Annotated in this window: 17 protein-coding genes; 5 read left to right on the top strand and 12 right to left on the bottom strand. The window is 43.0% G+C overall.

Annotation, left to right across the window (positions count from 1 at the left end; translation table 11 throughout):
- Positions 1-72 precede the first annotated feature (72 nt).
- From FAM09_RS18835 to rplM, 6 genes are all read right to left on the bottom strand, one after another.
- On the bottom strand, positions 73-1,128 hold the full coding sequence (locus FAM09_RS18835; protein ID WP_136578689.1) for a coiled-coil domain-containing protein: 1,056 nt from the start codon (positions 1,126-1,128) through the stop codon (positions 73-75).
- 205 nt (positions 1,129-1,333) lie between these two features.
- Positions 1,334-2,047, bottom strand: a complete 714-nt coding sequence (pyrH, locus tag FAM09_RS18830; protein WP_136578688.1) for a UMP kinase — start codon at positions 2,045-2,047, stop codon at positions 1,334-1,336.
- A 326-nt stretch (positions 2,048-2,373) separates the two neighbouring features.
- Complete coding sequence (tsf, locus tag FAM09_RS18825; protein ID WP_136578687.1) at positions 2,374-3,213, bottom strand: translation elongation factor Ts; 840 nt, start codon at positions 3,211-3,213, stop codon at positions 2,374-2,376.
- A 300-nt stretch (positions 3,214-3,513) separates the two neighbouring features.
- A complete protein-coding gene (gene rpsB / locus FAM09_RS18820) occupies positions 3,514-4,455 on the bottom strand; it encodes a 30S ribosomal protein S2 (protein WP_136578686.1) in 942 nt (313 codons plus the stop codon).
- Positions 4,456-4,549: 94 nt separating this feature from the next.
- Positions 4,550-4,939, bottom strand: coding sequence for a 30S ribosomal protein S9 (rpsI, locus tag FAM09_RS18815; protein ID WP_136578685.1), 390 nt, complete (start codon positions 4,937-4,939; stop codon positions 4,550-4,552).
- A 12-nt stretch (positions 4,940-4,951) separates the two neighbouring features.
- Positions 4,952-5,395 carry a 50S ribosomal protein L13 gene (gene rplM / locus FAM09_RS18810; protein WP_136578684.1) on the bottom strand — a complete coding sequence of 148 codons (444 nt, stop codon included), beginning with the start codon at positions 5,393-5,395 and terminating at the stop codon, positions 4,952-4,954.
- Positions 5,396-5,914: 519 nt separating this feature from the next.
- On the opposite strand from rplM, the gene FAM09_RS18805 reads away from it, so the two are divergent.
- Positions 5,915-6,145, top strand: a complete 231-nt coding sequence (locus FAM09_RS18805; RefSeq protein ID WP_136578683.1) for a hypothetical protein — start codon at positions 5,915-5,917, stop codon at positions 6,143-6,145.
- Positions 6,146-6,203: 58 nt separating this feature from the next.
- Here FAM09_RS18805 and FAM09_RS18800 read toward each other — a convergent pair whose 3' ends face one another.
- Positions 6,204-7,007 (bottom strand): hypothetical protein, encoded by an 804-nt coding sequence (locus FAM09_RS18800; RefSeq protein ID WP_136578682.1) that lies wholly within the window; start codon positions 7,005-7,007, stop codon positions 6,204-6,206.
- 567 nt (positions 7,008-7,574) lie between these two features.
- On the opposite strand from FAM09_RS18800, the gene FAM09_RS18795 reads away from it, so the two are divergent.
- The 4 genes from FAM09_RS18795 (at position 7,575) to FAM09_RS18780 (ending at position 10,075) form a co-directional block, all read left to right on the top strand.
- Entirely contained in the window at positions 7,575-8,009 is a 435-nt protein-coding gene (locus FAM09_RS18795; protein WP_136578681.1) for a DUF6932 family protein, read from the top strand.
- Positions 8,002-8,463 (top strand): helix-turn-helix domain-containing protein, encoded by a 462-nt coding sequence (locus FAM09_RS18790; RefSeq protein WP_136578680.1) that lies wholly within the window; start codon positions 8,002-8,004, stop codon positions 8,461-8,463. The genes FAM09_RS18795 and FAM09_RS18790 overlap by 8 nt, the downstream gene beginning before the upstream one ends.
- Entirely contained in the window at positions 8,463-9,065 is a 603-nt protein-coding gene (locus FAM09_RS18785) for an HD domain-containing protein (protein ID WP_136578679.1), read from the top strand. The genes FAM09_RS18790 and FAM09_RS18785 overlap by 1 nt, the downstream gene beginning before the upstream one ends.
- A gap of 197 nt (positions 9,066-9,262) precedes the next feature.
- Positions 9,263-10,075 carry a GyrI-like domain-containing protein gene (locus tag FAM09_RS18780; RefSeq protein WP_136578678.1) on the top strand — a complete coding sequence of 271 codons (813 nt, stop codon included), beginning with the start codon at positions 9,263-9,265 and terminating at the stop codon, positions 10,073-10,075.
- Positions 10,076-10,085: 10 nt separating this feature from the next.
- Here FAM09_RS18780 and FAM09_RS18775 read toward each other — a convergent pair whose 3' ends face one another.
- From FAM09_RS18775 to FAM09_RS18755, 5 genes are all read right to left on the bottom strand, one after another.
- Positions 10,086-13,439, bottom strand: a complete 3,354-nt coding sequence (locus FAM09_RS18775) for a VCBS repeat-containing protein (protein ID WP_136578677.1) — start codon at positions 13,437-13,439, stop codon at positions 10,086-10,088.
- On the bottom strand, positions 13,436-16,768 hold the full coding sequence (locus FAM09_RS18770; RefSeq protein ID WP_243751716.1) for a VCBS repeat-containing protein: 3,333 nt from the start codon (positions 16,766-16,768) through the stop codon (positions 13,436-13,438). Before FAM09_RS18770 ends, FAM09_RS18775 begins: the two co-directional genes overlap by 4 nt.
- Positions 16,769-16,917: 149 nt before the next feature.
- Entirely contained in the window at positions 16,918-18,426 is a 1,509-nt protein-coding gene (locus FAM09_RS18765; protein ID WP_136578676.1) for a RagB/SusD family nutrient uptake outer membrane protein, read from the bottom strand.
- A 19-nt stretch (positions 18,427-18,445) separates the two neighbouring features.
- A complete protein-coding gene (locus FAM09_RS18760) occupies positions 18,446-21,424 on the bottom strand; it encodes a SusC/RagA family TonB-linked outer membrane protein (protein ID WP_136578675.1) in 2,979 nt (992 codons plus the stop codon).
- 297 nt (positions 21,425-21,721) lie between these two features.
- Positions 21,722-22,441 (bottom strand): NUDIX hydrolase, encoded by a 720-nt coding sequence (locus FAM09_RS18755; RefSeq protein WP_136578674.1) that lies wholly within the window; start codon positions 22,439-22,441, stop codon positions 21,722-21,724.

Here is a 22,441-nt window from a genome sequence, read left to right as displayed (position 1 = left end):
GTGCCTTTTCCTGCTTTCAGCTTTGCCTTTGAGCTTGCAGCTTGAAGCGTGTAGCTTGAAGCCGTTTTCCTCTTACTCCGGTGGCTCATTCTCCGCTTTATCAGACGCTTTACCCTGCACGCGCGCCAGCATCACCTCAATTTCGCTCATGCGCCGAAGCTGGTTCTCGAGCTTTTTATTATGCTCTGAGATCTGTTGCAGGTCGCGGTTCAATTCTTCGAGGAAGGTGATCTTTTTTTGCAGTTGTTGCCGTTGAAAATTCGATTCGCGCAGCTTTTCTTCCGTATCGGCCAGCAATCGCGACAGCCGCTGATTTTCCTCCAGCAGGTCGAGGTGCTTTTGTTTGTATTCGTCAAATTCGCGGATCAGCTTGAAATGGTTCTGCTGCAATTCTTCAAATTCATACTGCCGGCTGGGCGGGTTGGAAAGGCTTTCTACTTTCGATAACTTTTGGCGCAATGCATTGAATTCTTCATATGCTTTTTGCATGCGCTCTTCCATTTCTTCCGATAGCAATTGTTGCTGCTCCAATTCAAGAATGCGCGCATCTTTATTGGCCAGCACATTCAGCACTTCATTTACACGGGCTGTGAGCTCTTCATTAGCCTTCAGCGTATCGATGTGTTTAAACTCTGTTTGCTTCAACAGTTCTATCTGGTCGAGCAATAAAGCAATTTGCTGGTTTTGTTCTACCAGGCCTTCCTGCGTTCTTTGCAGGCGTACCAGGTATTCTTCAGACTGTTCTTCCTGAGAAGTGCCTGAGATGGGAGCTGCCGGTTGAATGTTATGGCGGCGTTTTAGTTCCTTTTGCAGTTCCTCCACTTCTATGGTCAGTAATTCTTCATTATCGCGCACTTCATCGAGCTCACGGCGTAACTCCATTTGCACTTTTTCCTGCAGCTCCATTTCTTCATAATATTTATACCGCCACTCTTCTGAATTATTGAAAGCAGCATCGGCAATAACGGGAGGTTCGCGTTCGGGTAATTTTAGAGAAAATGTTTTGCGGCTGACGAGAAAGAAGTGAATAAAGAAGCCCAGGACTATACCGCCCAGCAAAAAGAAAATTATTTCAAAAACCCCTACATAAATCTGGTACCCCAGAATAACGGGCAATAAATGGTTCATAACGGCTTCGGAATTAGAGTATACTCCCGCATCACAGATAGTAATCAATTGGATTACTGCACTATTTTTTTCATGGGATTTTGAAAAGGCGGTAAAGAAAAAACCACCAATCTGGTGGTTTTTCGTATTGGAAATTTAATACGTTAATTCGATAATTACAAAAAGGCGGCCTAATAAATTTAAGCAACTGTTTATCAGCCATTTATTATCCTTTTACCAGGGTACCTACTTTTTCGCCGCAAGCTACGCGCCGCAGGTTGCCCGGCTTGTTCATATCAAACACAATGATCGGCAGTTTATTTTCCATACACAGGGTAAACGCCGTCATATCCATAACCCGCAGGTTTTTAGAGATACATTCCTGGAAGGTGATGGTCTCGTATTTTTTTGCAGAAGGATCTTTTTCGGGATCCGCTGTGTAAATGCCGTCTACCCGGGTGCCCTTCAGGATCACATCAGCCTGTATTTCGATGGCTCGCAACGAGCCGGCTGTATCGGTTGTGAAATATGGGTTACCGGTACCGGCGCCAAAGATCACAACGCGGCCTTTTTCAACGTGTCGAATGGCGCGGCGGCGGATGTATGGTTCAGCGATCTGCTCCATTTTTATGGCGCTTTGCAAGCGCGTAAAAACGCCTATTTTTTCGAGCATGGCCTGCATGGCCATTCCGTTGATAACGGTTGCCAGCATGCCCATATAATCGCCGTGAGCGCGTTCAATGCCTGTCTCAGCCTCATTCATACCCCGGTATATATTACCACCGCCAATTACAATAGCTACCTGCACACCCAAGTCAGCCACTTCTTTAATATCGTGTGCGTATTGTGCCAGGATAGCGGGATCCATTCCAAAACTTTTATCGCCCATCAACGATTCGCCGGAGAGTTTTACCAAAATGCGTTTGTACTTAGGTAGCATGTATGAATGACCGTTTTATTATTCGTGAATAGTGAATAGTGAATGGTCAATGGTCAATGATTGCCATTGCTACAGGCGCGCCATTAATTGTGAGCTTCAAAGCGCGGCAGCAACAACAAACCACAAACAAAAAACCACAAACCTTTTTAAACGCTGTGCAAAGAAAGGATTTTTTATTAATGTTTTACAGCTTTTGTAAAATGTGTTGCCCACATCCTTCGACTCCGCTCAGGATCAATTGGCCCTGAACGGGCAGCCTTCAACAATAAAGGGGAAACCACCATAAGCAGTTTCCCCTTTATTTATTTTGATTCGGTTATTGCGTATTAACCTAAAGCTACGCGCTTGAATTCGGTAACTTTTAAGCCGCCGTCAACACTTTTCAGGTAATCGCCAACGGTTTTGCCGTTGTCTTTTACGAAAGCCTGGTTAACCAGGGTGCTTTCTTTAAAGAAGGCGTTCAATTTACCTTCAGCAATTTTAGCGATCATTTCATCGGGCTTACCAGCCATTTTAGGATCAGCTTTGATTTGCTCGGTAACAATGGCGCGCTCGCGCTCGATGGTAGCAGCAGGTACTGCATCAGCATCTACGGCAACCGGGTTCATGGCAGCAATTTGCATGGCTACGTCTTTACCGGCATCAGCAGCAGCTTTATTCATACCTACCAGTACACCAATACGGTTAGCACCGTGAATGTAAGAAGCCACGAAGTCAGCATCAACACGCTCAAATTTAGTGATGCCGATCTTTTCACCGATGCTGGCCAGTTTATCGTTAACCAGGTCGGCTACTTTAGCACCATTGATAGAAATACCATTCAGCTCATCGAGGCTTTTTACGTTGTTGGCAACAGCGGCATCGATGATGCTTTGAGCGAAAGCCACGAAGTCAGCGTTTTTACCAACGAAGTCGGTTTCACAGCTAACGCACAACGTAATACCGGTTTTATTATCGGCTGTAGTTTTAGCCAGTACCACACCTTCTTTTGCCTCGCGATCGCCACGCAGAGCAGCAACCTTGGCGCCTTTTTTACGAAGCCAGTCGATAGCAGCTTCGAAATCGCCATTGGTTTCTGTCAATGCTTTGCGGCAATCCATCATTCCCGCGCCGGTCATCTGGCGCAGTTTGTTAATATCAGCGGCAGTAATAGCAACACTTGACATATTAATTTGAAAATTTAATAATTTGAAAATTTGAAAATGCGTCACAAATAACCCGATTCCATTCGAATCAATTACTTGCGAAACATTTTCATTTTATTAATTCTGCTCATCCTTCAACTCCGCTCAGGAGCGAAGAGAACGCAGAAGAGTGCGACGCAAGAGTAGCTTAATAGTTGTTCTGTAGCCGGGTTCATAAAAGTGCTGCACAATCATAATGCACAAAGGCAATGAGCGGGCAGAACCTGAAAGAACTTAGAACTAAGAACCTGCCTGCCGGCAGGCAGGCTTAAAACTAAAGAACTATCTTCTACCACCGCCAGGCCCGCGGTTACCACCACCAGGTCCGCGACCACCGCCACCTCTGTTCTGGCCACCACCGCGATGACCACCGCCACCGCCATGACCACGACCGCCACCACCGTGACCGCCGCCGCCTTTGTTGCCACCACGGCCACGACCAGCTTCAGCTTCGGCTTCAGCCAGCAGGCGTTGTGCTTTCTTTTCTTTTTCGTCATCTGCCTGCTCATCAGTTTCTTCGTCTTTCGCAGCTTGTCTTTCAGCAAGACCTTCAGCTATAGCAGCAGTGATGTATTGGGTGATGATTGCGATAGATTTTGTAGCGTCGTCGTTTGCAGGGATTGCAAAGTCAACTTTATTGGGGTCGCAATTGGTATCAACCATACCAAAAGTGGTAATGCCCAGTCTTTTGGCTTCGGCGAGCGCGATGTGCTCATGACCGATATCGATGATGAACAAAGCGGCGGGTACACGGCCCAGTTGGCTGATACCACCCAGTACTTTATCCATTTTATCGCGGTCGCGACCAAGGGTTAATTTCTCTTTTTTAGTCAGTGATTCAGCACTGCCGTCGCCCAGCATTTTGTCGATGCTTTGCATCTTCTTAACGCTTTTACGAACGGTGTTGAAGTTGGTCAACATACCACCTAACCAACGCTCGGTAACGAAAGGCATGTTCACTTTGCGGGCGCACTCAGTAACAATTTCTTTAGCTTGTTTCTTGGTGCCAACGAACATGATCTTTTTACCGCTGCGGGCAATCTGCTTCAGGGCCGCTGCGGCTTCCTGCAGGCTTTCGGTAGTTTTATTGAGGTCGATAATGTGAATGCCTTTCTTTTCAGCAAAAATGAAAGGCAACATTTTTGGGTTCCACTTCTTACGCAGGTGACCAAAGTGTACACCGGCATCCAGTAACTGCTGTTGCAATGAAGTGTTATTTTCCATTTAACTAAGTTGAAATGTGTGATTTGAAAATTTGATAATGACCACAAGCGTTTCCAAAACGCACTCCGCCATTTGGCGGAGGCGCCGGTATGGATTAACGTTTGCTGAACTGGTAGCTGCGACGAGCTTTTTTGTGACCGAATTTCTTACGCTCAACTGATCTTGGATCGCGTTTCAGTACACCAGCAGCTTTTAAAGCTGGGCGGTATTCAGCGCTCAGTTCAAGCAGCGCACGGCCGATACCCAGTTTAGCAGCTTCAGCCTGGCCTTTCATACCACCACCGGCAGCATTGATCTTTACATCAAATTTATCGAGCGATTGAATGCTTTTTAAAGGCAGCTCCACCTGGTTTTGTAAATAAACCAGCGAAAAATATTCTTTGTAGTCTTTATCGTTTACGGTGATCTTACCGGTTCCGCGCGACAACCAGATTCTTGTCACAGCTTCTTTACGACGACCAATAGCATTTTTTTGCTTTTCCATGTATTAAAACAATTAGAAAGTTAAAGATTGAGGTTTTTGTGCAGCATGCTCGTGTTGGTCGCCGGCATACACAAACAATTTCTTGAACATTTTGCGGCCGAGGCGATTCTTAGGCAACATACCTTTTACAGCTCTTTCAACCACTTGCTCCGGACGACGGCGCAACAGTTCGCGGGCTGTTTCAGATTTTTGACCGCCGGGGTAACCTGAGAAGGTCAGGTATTCTTTCTCGTCGGTTTTGTTGCCGGTGAATTTTACTTTGTCGGCATTGATAACGATGATGTAGTCTCCGCAATCAACATGTGGCGTATAGTAGGCCTTGTTCTTACCACGAAGAATGGCCGCTATTTTCGCGCACATGCGTCCCACGGTTTGATTGGTACCGTCTACAACATACCAGTTGCGTTTTACGGTAGCCGCATTCGCATGTTGGGTAGTGAAATGAAGTTTACTCATAAAAAAACTTTTAGCCGAAAGCTGCTTTTGTAAGCCTCAGCTGGTTAAGAAATTAAACAGCAACGCCATCCCGCTTGCTGTTTCCGCTTTTAGCAGATAACTAAAAACGGGTCGCAAAGATAGGCCGTTCCAATCGGCACAGCAAACATTTTGGCGACTTATTTTTCATCGCATCGTTGTAATTGATTGATTTTCAATAAATATTTTGACAGTTTATTTTTCATCATACCTAAAAAGCAGTCGCAGCGGGCGTTTTAGGGCGGTTATGGGTAGTTCTGAGTTCTCAGTTCTCAGTTCTCAGTTCTCAGTTTTTAGTTTTTAGTTCTCAGTTCTCAGTTCTCAGTTTTTAGTTTTTAGTTCTCAGTTTTGGGTTCTGAGTTTTGGGTTCTGAGTTTTTAGTTGGGGGCCGGAGATTGGTAGAAGGTTGCGGGTTCTGAGGGAGCCGGATACCGGTTGAATAGAACCTTATTAGGGTATTAGAACGGGTATTGATGTAAACCTTACCTTTATGACCAGACCATGAGAAGAACTATTATATTTATTCCGAAAGGGGAAAACGAACCGATAACTGTTGTTGTACACCACAAGCCGGAACTTAATGATACCGAACATGCTGGCATATGGAATATCGATACAAATGAAGCATTTTTAAGTACGTCATTATGGAACCAATTCCCGGAAAATGATCAGAAGCAGCAGAGAAAAGTTTTTGCTGTTTTGCATAGGGTGAGTAATCAATTATTGAAATGATTAAAAAATACCGGCCTGAGTCAGCATTTATTAAATGCCTAATCTATTACCACATTGACTACTTCCCACTGCTTTTTCCCTTAACGACCGTCCTGTTAGTTGTTTTACTTTTTTGACTCCCGGCATTGGGCTTCTTCCTGTTTGTAGCGGCTTTTTGCCCACCCGGTTTGGGCTGTTTCCTTTCAATGGTTCCCACTTCCACGCACCGCATGCCGGTAGATTGCAACCAGTTTTCTGGCACCCCATTAATACAGCCGGTAACTTTCATAAATACAGCATAGGCTGCTGCCCGGGCTGGAACCGGCACAACAAAGGATAACTCCTCCGGGTAATCAAAGAGACTGAACACCTCACTATGTACTATTTCCTTGTGTAATTTATTACGAGCCAGGTCGGGATATATAACATAAAAGCTTAGTTGAAATTGGTGCATATTCTTTGTCTTCCACTTGGGTGCTTTATCCAAACTCAGGGCAATGGACAACTGGCGTTTATCTATTTCAATCTTATTACTATACCAATTGGAACGGAGTAAATTTTGCAGCGTATGAACGGCATGGCATTCAAGGTTAAGCAGGCAATGCACATCATTGTAGTTTTTCTCTTTTAATTGAAGGCGAAGGACCGACAGCAAACGAGGCCAAAGAGAGCCATCGTTATGTACATCGCGAATACTGCTGAAGATCAGGCTGGCTGTTTTGTTCACCTGGAGCAACCTGTTTTTGCTTTGTTCCATGGCTTCGTTCAGCACGGCCGGCTTAAAGGTGCCTCTGGGGTTGCGTTCATGTTCGTCGTACCGTTTACTACGAACAAAGGTCATGCGCTTCATGCCCTGCATGGCTTTCTTATTTGCTTTGGCCATAATCAAAAAGTTTTATAGCTTTAATGAATATAGCTCATACGCATTCCCTTAACCGAAAGGTACAGAGAATTTGACATACCACGCTAATTTATCTCCCACCTTATAGCGTACTTACAGCGACTTTATAGTGACCTTATAGCGATGTTATAGCGACCTTATAGCGATAGGCCGCCGGGCCATCTTTTGTTTTTCTTCGCACCACCGCCGGTATTTCTTCGGAAACGGCGTAAACATTACACCAACAGAGCATCAATATTATGTGAGGTACATGGCCTGTGCCCAAAACAGGGTGCGAATTGGGTGCGAAGGAATATGGGAGCAGAGGCGAAGGACGGTGGGACAGCATGCAGCGCGGTCTTGTGATTTACTATAAACCTTAAGGACTTAGATATGGTTCAGGGCAATACAATTTACAAAACACAACATTTTTGTTGTGTTTGTATTTATTTCATATCTTTATTGCTATCCTAATTTCTCAAAACACTACAAACAACCCAATGGAGAATCAAATTATTAACCCCTCCTACAACACGGGATGTGCTATAGGAGCATTTAAACAATTGCTTTATGAGCATAAGCTTCAATTCCAATGGACATTTACACAAGACCGAAGAACTAACTTTAGAGGAATTTGAACAGCACTTTGGAACGAACGACTGGAGAAAGGCAAGAATCAAGAACGCACTCATATTCTTTGAAATCTTTTGCGCTTGTGGTTGTTCGACTGTATTTATTGGGGGAAGCTTTATCAGTACCAAGATAAATCCTGATGACATTGATCTGTGTTTTGACCTGCAAAACGTAGACTACGATAAATTGGAGAAAGTATTTCCTGATTTTTTTGATTATAATAAAATCGGTGAAATTCGAAGAAACTTAAAATGCCACATTTTGCATTTTGATGCCAATAACCTGCAATATTTACATATGCTTGAAAAAGATTTGAATGGTTACCAGAAAGGACTGGTTAAAATCAACCTAAAAGATATTTTTTATGATTAAAAATGAAAAGCAATATAGAATTTCAAAAAAGTTGTTGAACGAAATCAATGAGAATATTGATAATCTAAAAAAGGATACAACTCAACATCCATTAAAAATAAAATTGATGTTGGCATCTGCCTTAAATATGCAAAAGGAGATAGAGCAGGACCTATTACTATATGAAACTTTAAAGACAGACAAGATTGCTATTTTAAGAGAACGCCTCGTTGCCGACCTTCCCTCCTTACTCACCGAATACAAAATAAAATCCGGCTTAACGCAAAAGGAATTCGCTGCACAATTAGGCATTAAAGAACAACAATTACAACGTTACGAGGCAGATAACTTCAGAAGTGTTACCTTTAAAAATCTGCTTCGTTTCCTGGATGCCGTTGGTCTTGAGATCACCATCAAGGAAACCCGCATGACCAGAACCAATAAAAACAATTCCAGAAAAAAACAATCCCGCTAATGCCTGTTCACGCACTCGGTCGCAACACATTTGGTGATGTTGCCAATACCGGAAACCTGATGCCTATTGAAGAAGCCCATCAATTACTCAATGAATGGGTGCCAAACGAACGCCTGCGCCTGCACATGAAACAGGTAGCCGCCGTAATGAAAGCCTGGGCCATCGAAAAAGAACAGGCCGATGAACTCACCGCCCGCAAATGGGAACTGGCCGGCCTCCTGCACGATGCCGACTGGGAAAAACACCCCGATGCGCATTGCCGTATCATCATTGAAGAACTGGAACGCCGCAATATTGATCCTGAAGTGATCCATTGCATCGCTTCGCATGGTCCAAGATATTTTGAGGTAGAACCGCAGAACACGATGGATAAAATGATCTATGTGTTTGATGAATTATCCGGTTTTATACATGCCGCCGCCCTCATTCGGCCAACCCGGTACGAAGGCATGGACGTGAAAAGCATTCTGAAAAAACTAAAAACGCCTTCCTTCGCCGCCCAGGTAAACCGGGATGATATTACGGATGCCCTCGCCCGAATAAATACCCCGCTGGAAGAGATCATTCAATTTATCATTGATAAGCAGAAAGACGTGCAATAATCAATTGCCGGTAGACCAATATTCGCTATTTTGCAAATACAGACTCGATCATTTGCACTATGAAGAAATGGATCATTGTACCAACAGCCTTGATTGCAGCAACTTTTCTTGCCATCTACATTTTTTTGCCTAAAAAAATCCACCTGTCACAAACAGTTACAATTAACTGTACGCATGGGGCTGCAAACAGGTACATTGTGAATGATTTAAATTGGTTTACCTGGTGGCCTGCAAATACTTCAGTACAAGATACAACTCAAGGCCAGGCCGCTACTTTTCCTTATAAAGCCTTTACTTTTCAACCCCATCAAAAAATGTTCGATGCTATTGGTGTACGCATTAACGCCGATGATCTTACTATTAACAGCAGGATCACACTAATACCTAAACATACAGATTCGGTACATATACAATGGGATCTTGGTTATTACGCCGGCATTAACCTTACCACAAGGATACAACGATACAGACAGGCACGTACGCTACGGCATCATATTAAAGAACTGCAGACCCGCATGAAGCTGTTTCTTGAAAAAACCGAGAACGTATATGGTATTACTATCAAAAAAACGCTTGTAAAAGATACATTGCTGCTGTCTGCCAGAAAGGTTTTTGATTCTCTTCCTACCACTCAAAACATATACAGTTTAATAAATAAACTTAAAACATACATTCAGCAACAGGGAGCAATGGAGACGGGATACCCGATGTTGAACATTCTACGAAAAGATAATACGCATTTTGCAACCATGGTGGCCATACCTGTTAATAAAGCGGTTAAAGAACAAAATGATTTTGTTATAAAGAAAATGGTTCCAGGTAATTTACTGGTGGCAGAAGTGAGAGGGGGAGAGCATACCATATCCAATGCATTTACACAAATGGAAAATTACCTGACTGACCATCACCTTGAATCACCCGCCATACCATTTTATTCTTTAATAACTGATAGGATTGCCGAAACGGATACAAGCAAATGGGTTACCCGTATCAGTTACCCGTTTTTTTAATACCGGCGCATCAGTCTTTAAACCGAACGACCATGGTACTATCATTATTCCTTGCCAGTATAAACGCTTCTTTTTTCCCAACTTCAATTTTTCTTATATGACGGATTTGTCCTTTTATTGCCAGTCCGTTTATTGCTTCCGAGGTAAAAACGGCGTTTCCCTTGTTCATTAAAACGGTCCCAAAGCCAGCATCATAACGCCCCATTTCAATATTGTTATCATAATAATTGCCCACCAGCAACAGGTCAGGTAGTGAGTCGTTGTTTGCATTCACTACAATGGCATCGCGATATGATGTTAATTGTGCTTCCCAGGGAAGCGCCTTTACTGTAAAGTTCAGATGACCATCATTTATTAAAACAGCATTGGAAAAATAATCAGCCGACAGCACGCTTGCCTTATCCAGTTTATCAGATAAAAAAAGATCTGCCAGCTTTGCTTTGGCAAAATCCTCGGCATACAGGAAGCGCTTTTTTAAAACAGGAAGTTTCTTTTCCAATTCCGCTTTGCTGGCAAAAGGCACTTCCCTGCCCCCGACATAATAAGTGAGTATTTGCTCCTTTTTTCCGTTGTCATCGAAATCGTTGTAATACAACCGAACCGGTTCTTTATCCGAAGCCTTTAACCGGCTGTTCAATCCAAGGTTTCCTGCTACCATATCTATATCGCCGTCGCTGTCAATATCGCAAGGCAGCATGAAATTCCACCAGCCCCTTTTATTGATGAGTTGCTTTTTACTAAAAACGCCATTCGTATTGATATAGGCATCAATACCTCCCCATTCCAGGGAAACGATCAGATCATTATCGCCATCTTTATCCAGGTCGAACCAAACAGCCTGCGTAACAAACCCTGCATTTTCAAGTTCTTTAGCACGGGCAACGGTAACATCTTTAAATTTCCCGGTTCCATCATTTTGCAGCAGGTACGAACGGGGCGCCCGTCCATATTCCCAGGGCACCGCTCTTCCGCCAATGAAAAAATCAACAAAACCATCTTTATTAAAATCATAGGGAATAACGCAGGATGCAGTTACATATACATTTTCAATGGCGCCTTTAAACCTGGTGAAATGCGCCTTCCCGTCATTAAGATAAACCCGCGGTAATAAATTTTCATCCCCACCAAAATATTCATTGCCGCCGCTGGCCACCACCAAATCGATATGCCCATCTTTATTAACGTCTGCCCAGCAGGCATCCACATCCTCATACATACTGTCGATATCAAGCGCTGGTTGTACCGACCTATAAAATTTACCGGCAGGTTGTTGCAGATAAACGACGCTTTTTTCTCTTTTTGAAGAACCGATATATACATCTTCCAGGCCATCATTATTAATATCGGCTACCGCCAGGGCCGGCCCTTCTGTAGATATCATATGCGGAATTAACGGTTCGCGATCGAATTCAACAAAAGGGTTCTCTACATGACGGTGGGGTAAATTAACAGCCTTTGTAATATCTTCCATTGGCCTGCTGTTGTACTTCCGGTGATTGGTAACTTTACTGTAGTCGAACAGTGGCAATCCTTTATTATACCGCACATGCAATACAGTGCTGTCTTTGGGAAATTGTATCTTTTGACAGGCATTATCAGGCCAGATCAAAAATGCGGAATCAGGTTTTATTCTTTCCAGCCCAATATGTATGGGTATTTCCATAGCCGATAAAAAACCATGCACCGGTTGTTTTTCATATAAGCAAATTTCACCACCGGAAAAAATGATCACTTTAGCGCCCAGGGCATTTATATTTTTTTCCGGACCATTTAACATTATTTGAACATAGCGTTTATTGTGCTGGTCGTTGTTCTTATTCTGATACAGGATAGCCGGCTCATTAATATTGTTTACCACCACGTCCAGATCTCCATCGTTGTCAAAATCGGCGTATACAGCGCCATTCGAAAAAGTGGATTCATTGTTATGTATCTGTTTCTCGTCATCTTTAAATACGCCCTGACCTGTATTAACAAAAAACTTATTGGGTATTTTAATTTCCGGAAATTTCTCCAGCAAGGCCATGTCGGTCTCATTTACTTTACTCTCGCGAATCTTTCCCTGTATTTCCTGGTTGGAGACATAATTGATGTAGTCGATATCATTCATCCGCTTGGGTATACCATTTGAAATGAACAGATCTTTTAATCCGTCATTATTAAAATCCATCCATAAGGCCGACCACGACCAGTCGGTAGCATGCACGCCGCTGTACAAACCCACTTCGCTGAACATCCCATTGCCGCGGTTCAATTGAAAATTATTGCGTGTATATTGGTAGTGGTACCCGTTCCTGATCTTTTCATAAAAAATATCATATGCATCTTCCCCCAATGACCGTTTAAGTATGTACGGATCGGAAGGCAGCATATCCATCGAAATGATCTCTGAAAATCCGTCATTATTTACATCGGCAACATCAACGCCCATCGAAAACTGGCTGGTATGCATAATGCAGGAGTTGAGGTCTTCTTTAAAGGTGCCGTTATGCTGATTGATATACAGATAATCATTTTCGTGAAAATCGTTGCCTACATAAATATCAGCGTAGCCATCGAGGTTAATATCAGCTACCGTTACGCCTAATCCATATCCTATAACAGAACTGTTGATCCCTGTTTCGCGGGTCACATCTGTAAAATAGGTTCCCTCGTTGCGGTAAAAACGGTCGCCCGATAATGAATCATAAGTACCTGCAAATTGAACCCGTGGACGAAAGTTGCTATTGGCGTGCACAGAATGGTTGAGCAGAAACATGTCCATGTCACCGTCGTTATCATAATCTAAAAATGCAGCCTGTGTGCTAAAGCCGGAAAAATCAAGGCCATATTCACGGGCTCTGTCTTTGTATGCAGGAATGCCATTTTTATCGATACCCTGGCACATTAAAAGCTGATTACGGCTATGTAACGTTTCATAATTACCCACACGGCATATATAAATATCCAGTAGCCCGTCATTATTTATATCAACTACTGAAACCCCTGTAGACCACCCGCCATCGTTTGGAATTCCGGCGGCTGCAGTGACGTCTTTAAATTGTAAACTGCCGGCATTTAAATACAATTTGTTCTGCTGCTGATTACTTGCAAAGAATAAATCAATGAGCCCATCATTATTGAAATCACCGGCGCCTACACCGGCGCCGTTATAAAAATACATGTAAGTGAACAGGTTGAATTGCGAAGCGGCTGTTAACTGATTCGAAAAATTCAAGCCGGTTTTTTTATAATTCAACGCTTCAAACAAAACGGGTTGGGCCGGCCTGGATGTACAGCCCGTTAATACCGACAAAACCAATAGCCAGCATAAAGAAAGCAATAGTAAAGGATCTTGTCTATATAGTAATGTGTGCCGTTTCATTTTTTAGTTTTTGATACGTCGTATAAAACAGGATAGCTATCGTTTTGAAGAATGATCAGGTAATCGTTTTCCACACCCTTAATTTCAACAATATCTCGCACTGCACCATTCAGGCGCAAACCGCTTTCGCGTGAGTCGATGACCTTTAATTTCCCACCATGGCCGGTGTTCATTAAAACGGTTACGGCACAGGCATCGAGCCGGCCGAATTGGGGTTGAAAACCAAATTCATTGCCGCCCAGAATAAGATCTGTTTTACCGTCGTGGTTTATATCGGTGCATTTAATTGTATTTACGCATGAAAATTGCACAGGCGCAGGTAGATCCTGAATGGTAAACTTTCCGTTGCCATTATTTATAGCTATACATGATGCGGCATAGTTAATTTGTTTTACAACAGCTTTTTCGATCAGTTCGGCATCAAACAGTTCGTGTACTGTTTTTTTTGCAAACCCGCGATGCTGTAAATTCTGTTTTTTAAGTGAAGGCAACTGATCAGTCATTTCGCGTTTTAGAAACACGGGCATATCCTTTCCTTCTATGGTGCGGGTAATAATTTTTTCAATAGAACCATTCTGGTCAAAGTCATTGATCCACATTTTCACAGGATGCTGCGGGTCAGGATGCAAATAAAAATTTTCTCCCATATTGCCTAATACCAGGTCCAGGTCGCCATCTCCGTCCATATCCGCTGCTGACACTGCTTTCCACCAGCCAAACAAATCAACAAGATCTGTTTTAATTTCTTTAAAGCGATCACCGGCATAGGAAAATATCCGGGGCGCCATCCATTCCCCTACAATAACCAATTCTTTTTGCTCATCGCCTGCAAGGTTAGCCCAAACAGCACCGGTAACCATTCCAATATGGGCAATGTCGGGGTTCCTTTCTCTTGCAATTTCTGTAAAATGTCCTTTCCCATCGTTTACGTACAGATAACTAACCGGAGAAACGCCATATGTATAAGGAACGTTTGATGCGCCTACAAAAAGGTCTTCATCTCCATCAGCATCAAAATCATTAGCGACAGCAACTGAAATATTCATATTATTGGCCGGAAAAGAATTTGAACCAAGATCGAAATTTCCTTTGCCATCATTTATATATAAACGGTGTTGCAATTGGCGCTGATTAGCCGGCACATTATTTCCCCCGGCGCCAACAAAAAGATCAAAATCTTTGTCGCCATCACAATCGAAAAAAAGCACTGATACATCCTCAAAATCGGCCAGCTGTTTAAATATTTTTTCGTCCTTTTTAATAAAGCCTGATGGGGTTTGAAGATATAATTGTCCTCCCTGATTGGCGGCGCCGCCTATGTAAATATCGGTTAACCCGTCGCCATTCACATCAGCACTGGCAGCCCTGGGACCTTCACGCGAAAGTAATCGCGGTATATTACGCTCGTAATAAAAATCAATATGATCATCTTCCCGGTGCTTATCGAAGGTGTTACTTACAGCCTCAAACATGAGCGGTTGAATGCGCTGTGCATCAGTATTAAAATTGATTTTATTATTATCCGGTTGCGAAATTGTATGCAGGGTATCAATGGCAGGGTGTTCATATTTTAAATAAGAACGGTCAGGCCATATGATGATCATCGAATCTACTTTTGTTGTTTGCCCCAACCCTATTACTACTTTATAATCCACCGATGACTGAAAGCCCCGGCTGGGCATCACTTCGCGGCTGTACACCTGGTTATTGGCGTACAACTTTACTTCGCTTCCTACAGCAAACTTATTGGGATGTTTTCCTTTTAATGTTACTGCCAGGTAATGGTTTTGCCCGGCTTCTCTGCTGTTGTTGCGGTAAACGAAAGCAGGCTGGTTTACATTATTCACTACCAGGTCTAAATCACCGTCGTTATCAAGATCGCCATAAGCTGCCCCGTTTGAAAAAGAAGGTTGGTCAAGCCCCCAGTTTATCCCGGCATCTGAAAATTTTAAATACCCTTCATTTTTAAAGGCCTTGTTGGCAATTGGGTGTGAAGGCATTTTGTTAATGATAGAATCAACTTCTTCTCTATTGCCGGTCATTACCATTTTCTGAATAATATCATTAGCAAAAAAATCAATAAAGTCCTGATCGGTAACATCCAGGTAAATACCATTACATACAAAAATATCGGTTAATCCATCGTTGTCTGCATCAAACATAAGCGCCCCCCAGCTCCAGTCGGTGGCCGCTACGCCGCTGTATTGGGCAACGTCCATAAACTCACCATTTTTGTTATTCAGTTGCAACGTGTTTTGCATGAACTGGCGATAGAACCCGTTTTTTTCCTTCAGGCGATATACGTCGATATTATCAAAGGAAGAAGTAGTTTTTAGCCGGTAGTCATCACCTGGCAGCATGTCGGTTGTAAAAATATCAGGATAACCATCATTATTTATGTCTGCTATATCGGCCCCCATAGAAGCCAGGCTGGTATGCTGCATGCATTTTTCCAATTCATCCTTAAAAGTGCCGTTTTTCTGATTAATGTACAGGTAATCGCGTTCAAAAAAATCGTTCGATACATAAATATCCGGATAGTCATCGTTATTTATGTCACCTACCGTAACACCCAAACCCAAACTGATCAAACTACCATGAATACCCGATTCGCGGGTAACATCAACAAATTTTCCGTTATCGTTGCGCAACAAATGATCACCGCCGCCCTTTAAAAAATCGGCTACAGGCCAGTTTTCTGCAGCAAGTTCGCGTTTATTGGCATAGTTCAGGGTATTTACCGGAATAGGACTGTTGTTTACTACAAAACAATCGAGATCGCCATCGAGGTCGTAATCAAAAAATGAGGCCTGGGTGGTATAACCGGTGTCTGCCAGTCCGTATGCCTCGGCCGAATCGATAAAGGTTAAATTATGGTTGTTGATAAAAAGCTGGTTCGCTTTTGAAATACCATCGTTCATATGGCCTGAGTTGGCTACAAAGATATCCAGCCAGCCATCGTTATTAATGTCTGCCATTACTGTTCCTGTACTCCATTGCTTTTTTAGGGAGAACCCTGCTTTGGCGGAAATATCCTCAAACTGCCAGTTGCCTTTATTCAGATACAGTTGGTTACTGCCTGCATTAGCCGTAAAAAAAACATCGGCCAGGCCATCGTTGTTAATGTCGCCAACAGCTACTCCTCCGCCATTATAAAAATTACGAAAAGTTAAAATATTAAAATCTTTCGTCTGTTTCACATCGTTCGAAAACCGGATGCCGGTATTTTCCATTAGTTCAAAAAGGGTGGGCTCCTTTTTTTCATTGCGGCCACACGAAAACAACATGGCAATAGCACAACCGTAAACAATTTTGAGTGGCATTTTCATTTCTAAAAAGTAATTAGGCATTCATTGCCGGTGAATTCAATTTAGCTTTTTACCGGCAATTTGAATGTTAACAACCATGTACAATTTAAGTAAAAACAAAAAGGCCATTGCATTGAATGACCTTTTTGTTTTGCAGTTATAAAAAACAATTAATACCCTTCGTTTTGAGTTAGATTAGGATTAACAGCCAATTGTTCGGCAGGAATAGGGAAGATCAAATATTTGGGATCATCTGTTGGTTTTTCCTGCCATGGCTGCAGGAATTTTCCAAACCGGATCAAGTCTTGTCTTCTCCAGCCTTCCCAGTACAATTCTCTTCCTCTTTCATCGAGCAATGCCTCCGGATTGAGCGAAGTCAATGGTGTAGCACCACGCTTTGTTCGAATAGCATTCACAATTACTAAAGCGCCTGCAGCATTGTTTGTCCTAAGTAATGCTTCGGCTTTCATTAACATAACATCTGCCAGCCTGAAAATAACGTAGTCATTATCGGCCTGTTCGCCACCAGAATAGTCAATAGGATATTTCATTACCCGGATACCGGTAACTTCAAGGTTCGCGCCTGTTTCTTTCAGCTTTACTTCGGGAGTAAAGACCAAAGGATTACCCTTTCTGTCTTTTAATGCCTCTCCCTTTTCATTGAATTGCTGACCTACCAAAAAGCCGGTGCGAACACCGCCTACATCGGTCATGCCGGGGTAGGAACCTCCACGCCGCTGATCGGTACTGCCGAACTTATTATAGAAATCAGACAGTGTAGTAAATCCGTTCCAGCCGCTTGGTTTCATGTTATAATGCAATCCTAAAAACCATCTCGAGCGTACATTACCACCTCTGTCGCCATCTTTGTTATATAACGTATAAATATTCTCGGTTGATTTCACATCGTTATCAGGTGCAAAATTGTCGAAAATGTTATTAGCAAGCGTATATTTAGTACTATTGATGATCTGGTCGGCCAGGGTAATTACCTGATTCATATCTGCGGCCTCGAATGTGGGGTTTTGCCGGCTGGCGAAAGCGCCTTTATTAAGATAGGCTTTCATTAACAATACCCTTGCGCCGTCTTTATTGGCTACATAGGCAGGGCCGTCGGGCAATGTACTCATAATAGCATTCACCTCACTGATAACGAAATCAAGCGCTGCAGGGCCTTTTAATACAGTCGGCGTTTTTTTCAAATCTTGCAGATCATCGCGAAAAGGCACCTGGTCCCAGCCATCGGCAACAACGAAAACGGTGAGCGCCCTGATGAATCTTGCTTCGGCTGCCTGCTGTGCCGAAGGGTTGAATTGCAACACGTTTGTTGCTGCATACTGCGCCTGTAATAATTCCCTGTAGGTTTCGCGCAAAAAAGTATGTTCTGAAGTCCAGCTGTGGCTATGCAATACCCTCCATACGCCGTTATCATCCCAGTCGGGACCTCTTGTTGGGCCTATTACTTCATCGGTAGTATGCTCCTGGGCAGCCCATAATCTCGACTGATCCATAAATGGGTTTGCAAGAGAATTATAAGCACCTCTGAGCAAATCGGCAACCGGTATAGAAGATGTTTGCGTTTGCTGAAGCTCTGATTCAAAATTTTCATCCAGTTTTGTACAGGCTACCAAAACCAGCATGAAAAATAAACCAAATATTAAAATTTTATATTGTTTCATTTTCGAACTGTTTAATTGCTTACAATGACATTGATACACCAATTAAAAAGGTTCTTGCCGTTGGATAAGGAGTATACTCAATACCCAATGATGGAATACCGCCAACCGATTTATCGGTATTTACTTCGGGGTCAAAACCGGTGAAATCGGTGAGCACAAACAAATTCTGACCTGTTAATGATACCGTTAAATTTCTGAAGGTATTACGAAAATTTCCGAATGAATAACTGATGGTGGCATTGGCCATTTTCAGGTAGTTGCCTTTTTCAAGATACCTGGAGGATGGTGTAATCGGGTTCGAAGGATCTTCCTGAACATCGCTTTCTATAAGTGTCTTGGCTATATTACGTGTTCCCAGGTTACCGATCGGCAATACGGTATTGGCCGTATTATTGTATATATAGTGGCCAAAATTGCCGTTCATATTAATAACCGCCGAAAAGTTCTTATATGAAAAATCGGTGCTTAAACCTAACAACGTCTTGGGAAACGGGCTGCCCTTATAAAACCTGTTGATCGAAGGATCACCGCCGGTGTAAATGGCCTGGCCGGTAGCTTTATCCAAACCTTCATAATTAGCCAGGTAATACACGTTTAAAGGTTGACCGCTTACTAACCGTTGTGCTGTAGCACCCGAAATACCCTGTCCGTGCAGGCCGCCTGTTTCATAATATCCCAATAATCCTTTCAGTTCATTTTTGATGAAAGAGGCATTGACACCTATATTCCAGTTTATATCCCTGCTTCTGATGATACCGCCAAATAATGAAACTTCGACCCCTTTATTCACTATGTTGCCCGGTAAATTAATCCAGTACTTGGTACCTGCCGGGCCTGGTTGAGGTACATTCTGTTCAAACAATACATCTGTTGTTTTTTTATAGAAATAATCTATCGAACCGGTTACCCTGTCGTTCATAAAACTGAAATCTATACCACCGTTGGTAGTAGTACTTGTTTCCCATTTCAGTTCAGGATTTTCGATATTCAGTTGAGTGATCGATTGCTGGCCAAGTCCATACCTGCGCAGGGAAGCGCCTGAAGGAAATTCCTGGTTGCCGGTCTTTCCCCATCCGATACGGACCTTCAGGTTCGTAAAGACATCTACACCTTTCATAAAGTCCTCATTCGATAGGTTCCATGCAAAAGCCAGAGAGGGGAAATAACCGTACTTTTCATTTTCGCCAAATTTGGTACTGCCATCAGCGCGTAATGTAGCCGTTACCAGATATTTGTCGAAGAAATTCATAATAGCTCTTCCAAAGAAAGATTGCAGTTCCGTAGTGGGGGTTGTAAAAGAATAAATCTGCCGGTTACCCTGGGTTGAATACTGCATGAAATCATAATAACGTAAGTCGCCTACGTCAATAAAATCAAACCCCGACAAGCCTGAATTATTGGATTCATATTTCAGGTATTCATGACCGACAACTGCATTCAGGTTAAAATTATCAGTTACTTTCCTGTTAAAGGAAAGGGTATTGGTTATTTGTTGCGCCGTTTCTTCTGCGCTAAAAATCGCTGCTGCGCCCCGGTCTTTAACAGCTTCTATATTAATCCACCGCTTTAGTTCTCCTCTCGATTTACCGGTACGCCGGGTGAGGCTGTACTGCAGCTTGTATTCCAGAAAGTCGGTGAATTTATACGAGGGAGAAACGGTTGCAAGAATAATATTCTCATTTGAGCGGGCATCGTATGCCTGGAGCATTGCCACCGGGTTAACGGTTGTTGCACCCACAGCCGGATCGATCCATACAGAATCGGTACCCGGTTTGTAAAAAGCGTGTGTTGGGTTCCACTGTAATGCCTGACCAATGAGACTTCCTTCAAAACCGGCATCGTTCGAAATGGGAGGAAGCTGTTCATTTGTTCCCGTAGTAAACAAACTAAAATCAACATTCATTTTCTTGCTGTTGAGCAGCTTGAAACTACTGTTTAAATTGGCGGTGTATTTTTTAAACTCCGATTCCTTTACAATCCCCTGTTGATTGAGATAGCTGAAAGAAATACGGTACCTGGCATTTTCTGAGCCGCCTCCTACCGCCGCATTATAATTTTGCGTGTAGGCGGTACGGGTAATTTCATCCATGGCATCATAATCTCCGCCAAAATTTCCACCCGTTAGCCCATATTTCTGCAGGGTGGCCCTGTATTCGTTTCCATCCAATACTTCCAGCTGCCGCATTATTCTGCTTACCCCAAATGAAGCGCCTGCGTCAACCACAGGGTTGCCACTCTGCCCTTTTTTAGTAGTAATATATATTACCCCGTTAGCGCCTCTCGACCCGTAAATGGCCGTCGCCGAGGCATCCTTCAGGATCTCCATCGAGGCAATATCATTCGGATTAATAAAATTAAGCGGGTTGGTTCCCGGCGTCGAGGTTCCTATCCCATTACTGATCGCATTGGGGCGGGCCGAACTGCCTGATAAGGGCACACCGTCTAACACATATAAAGGCTGCTGACCCGATCTGATAGAAGCATTACCTCTTATACGAACGGTAGTGGGCGCTCCAGGTTGCCCGCTGCTGCTGATAACCATCACCCCGGCGGCCTTACCCTGTATAGCCTGATCGGGTGAAACGATCACCCCTCTATTAAAATCTTTTGCTTTAACAGATTGTACAGAGCCTGTAACATCTCTTTTTCGGGCGGTTCCATAACCTACTACTACAATTTCGCCAAGGTCGACAGTGCTTTCAGTGAGGATGATATTAACCGTGTTACTGGTTGAAATATCAACTTCCTGCGAAGTATAACCAACTGCACTGATCGTGAGGGTTCTGGCCGATTCGGGAGCGGCTAACCTGAAATTACCTTGTTCATTGGTGGTAGTACCGGAGTTGGTACCTTTAACAACAACGGAGGCGCGATTAATACCGGCACCCGAGCTGTCTTTGATAGTTCCCGTAATTTGTTTTACTTGAGAATAAACGTTGAGAGAATAGATGACAGTCAGCAAAGGCAATATTGCCTTTAGCAATCGTTTTGAGGGCATAATAATAGTAGTTATTGGTTAAAAAACAATAATACCAATGTGTATCCTGAACACAATTTTATGCAATTTCCAAGACTCTAAAAAATAAAAAGTCGATTTAGCCGATGCTTAACAAAACTTACTTTGCTACTTTAATTACTGCCGTATCCAAGGGTTATGAGCCGTCAACATGGTAACTTGAAGTATAGTACCATGCACCGGACTACAGGTATGATTAGTGTCCTTCTAATTAAAAGACAGCCCCAACTATAAAAAGCTGCTTTTAACCATGTTAATTAATAAATAGTGAGAAATATTTTATACGGGCATTGGGGTAGATTTTACTTTACCGTTTGAAAACCGGGAAGCATTAAACCGGTATAATTTACCTGGTCGGTGCGGAACATCCTGTTCCAGCTCATTCATATCTTCGAGCCAGTTCATTAAGAAGAACTTCTTCCGGAAGTTACGGCGATCCATTTTAACGCCCAGGATGGCCTCATACAAATTTTGTAACTCACGCAAGGAGAACTTCTCCGGTAATAAATTGAAAACGATGGGATGTTCTTCAATTTTCGATTGCAGCCGTTCAAGGCAGGTGTATAAGATCGTCTTATGATCGAAGGCCAATGTAGAAATTTCGTTTACAGGATGCCAGTGCAGCTCATTATCACAAAACTTAGGTTGATGGTCTTTGATATTTATCAAAGAATAATAAGCGGTGCTGATAACCCGTCCGGCAGGGTGGCGGTTTACTTCACCGAAAGTATACACCTGTTCAAGGTACACATCATCGAGGCCAGTGCGCTCTTTCAATACGCGGTACGATGCGTTTTCAAGATTCTCATTGGGTTTTACCAGATCGCCCAGTAACGACCATTGATTATTGAATTCTTCAAGGTCAGATTTGATGAGCAGAACTTTAAGTTCGTTTTTGTCGAATCCAAAAATTACACAATCAACCGAAAAGGCGATTTGAAAAAACTCGCGGTCTTCAGAACGCAATTGATGAATGGTTCTTTGTAATGCTGTTCCCAT

It is taken from the genome of Niastella caeni, assembly GCF_004834005.1.
GTDB classification, from domain to species: domain Bacteria; phylum Bacteroidota; class Bacteroidia; order Chitinophagales; family Chitinophagaceae; genus Niastella; species Niastella caeni.
This window is presented reverse-complemented; position numbering and strand designations above follow the sequence as displayed.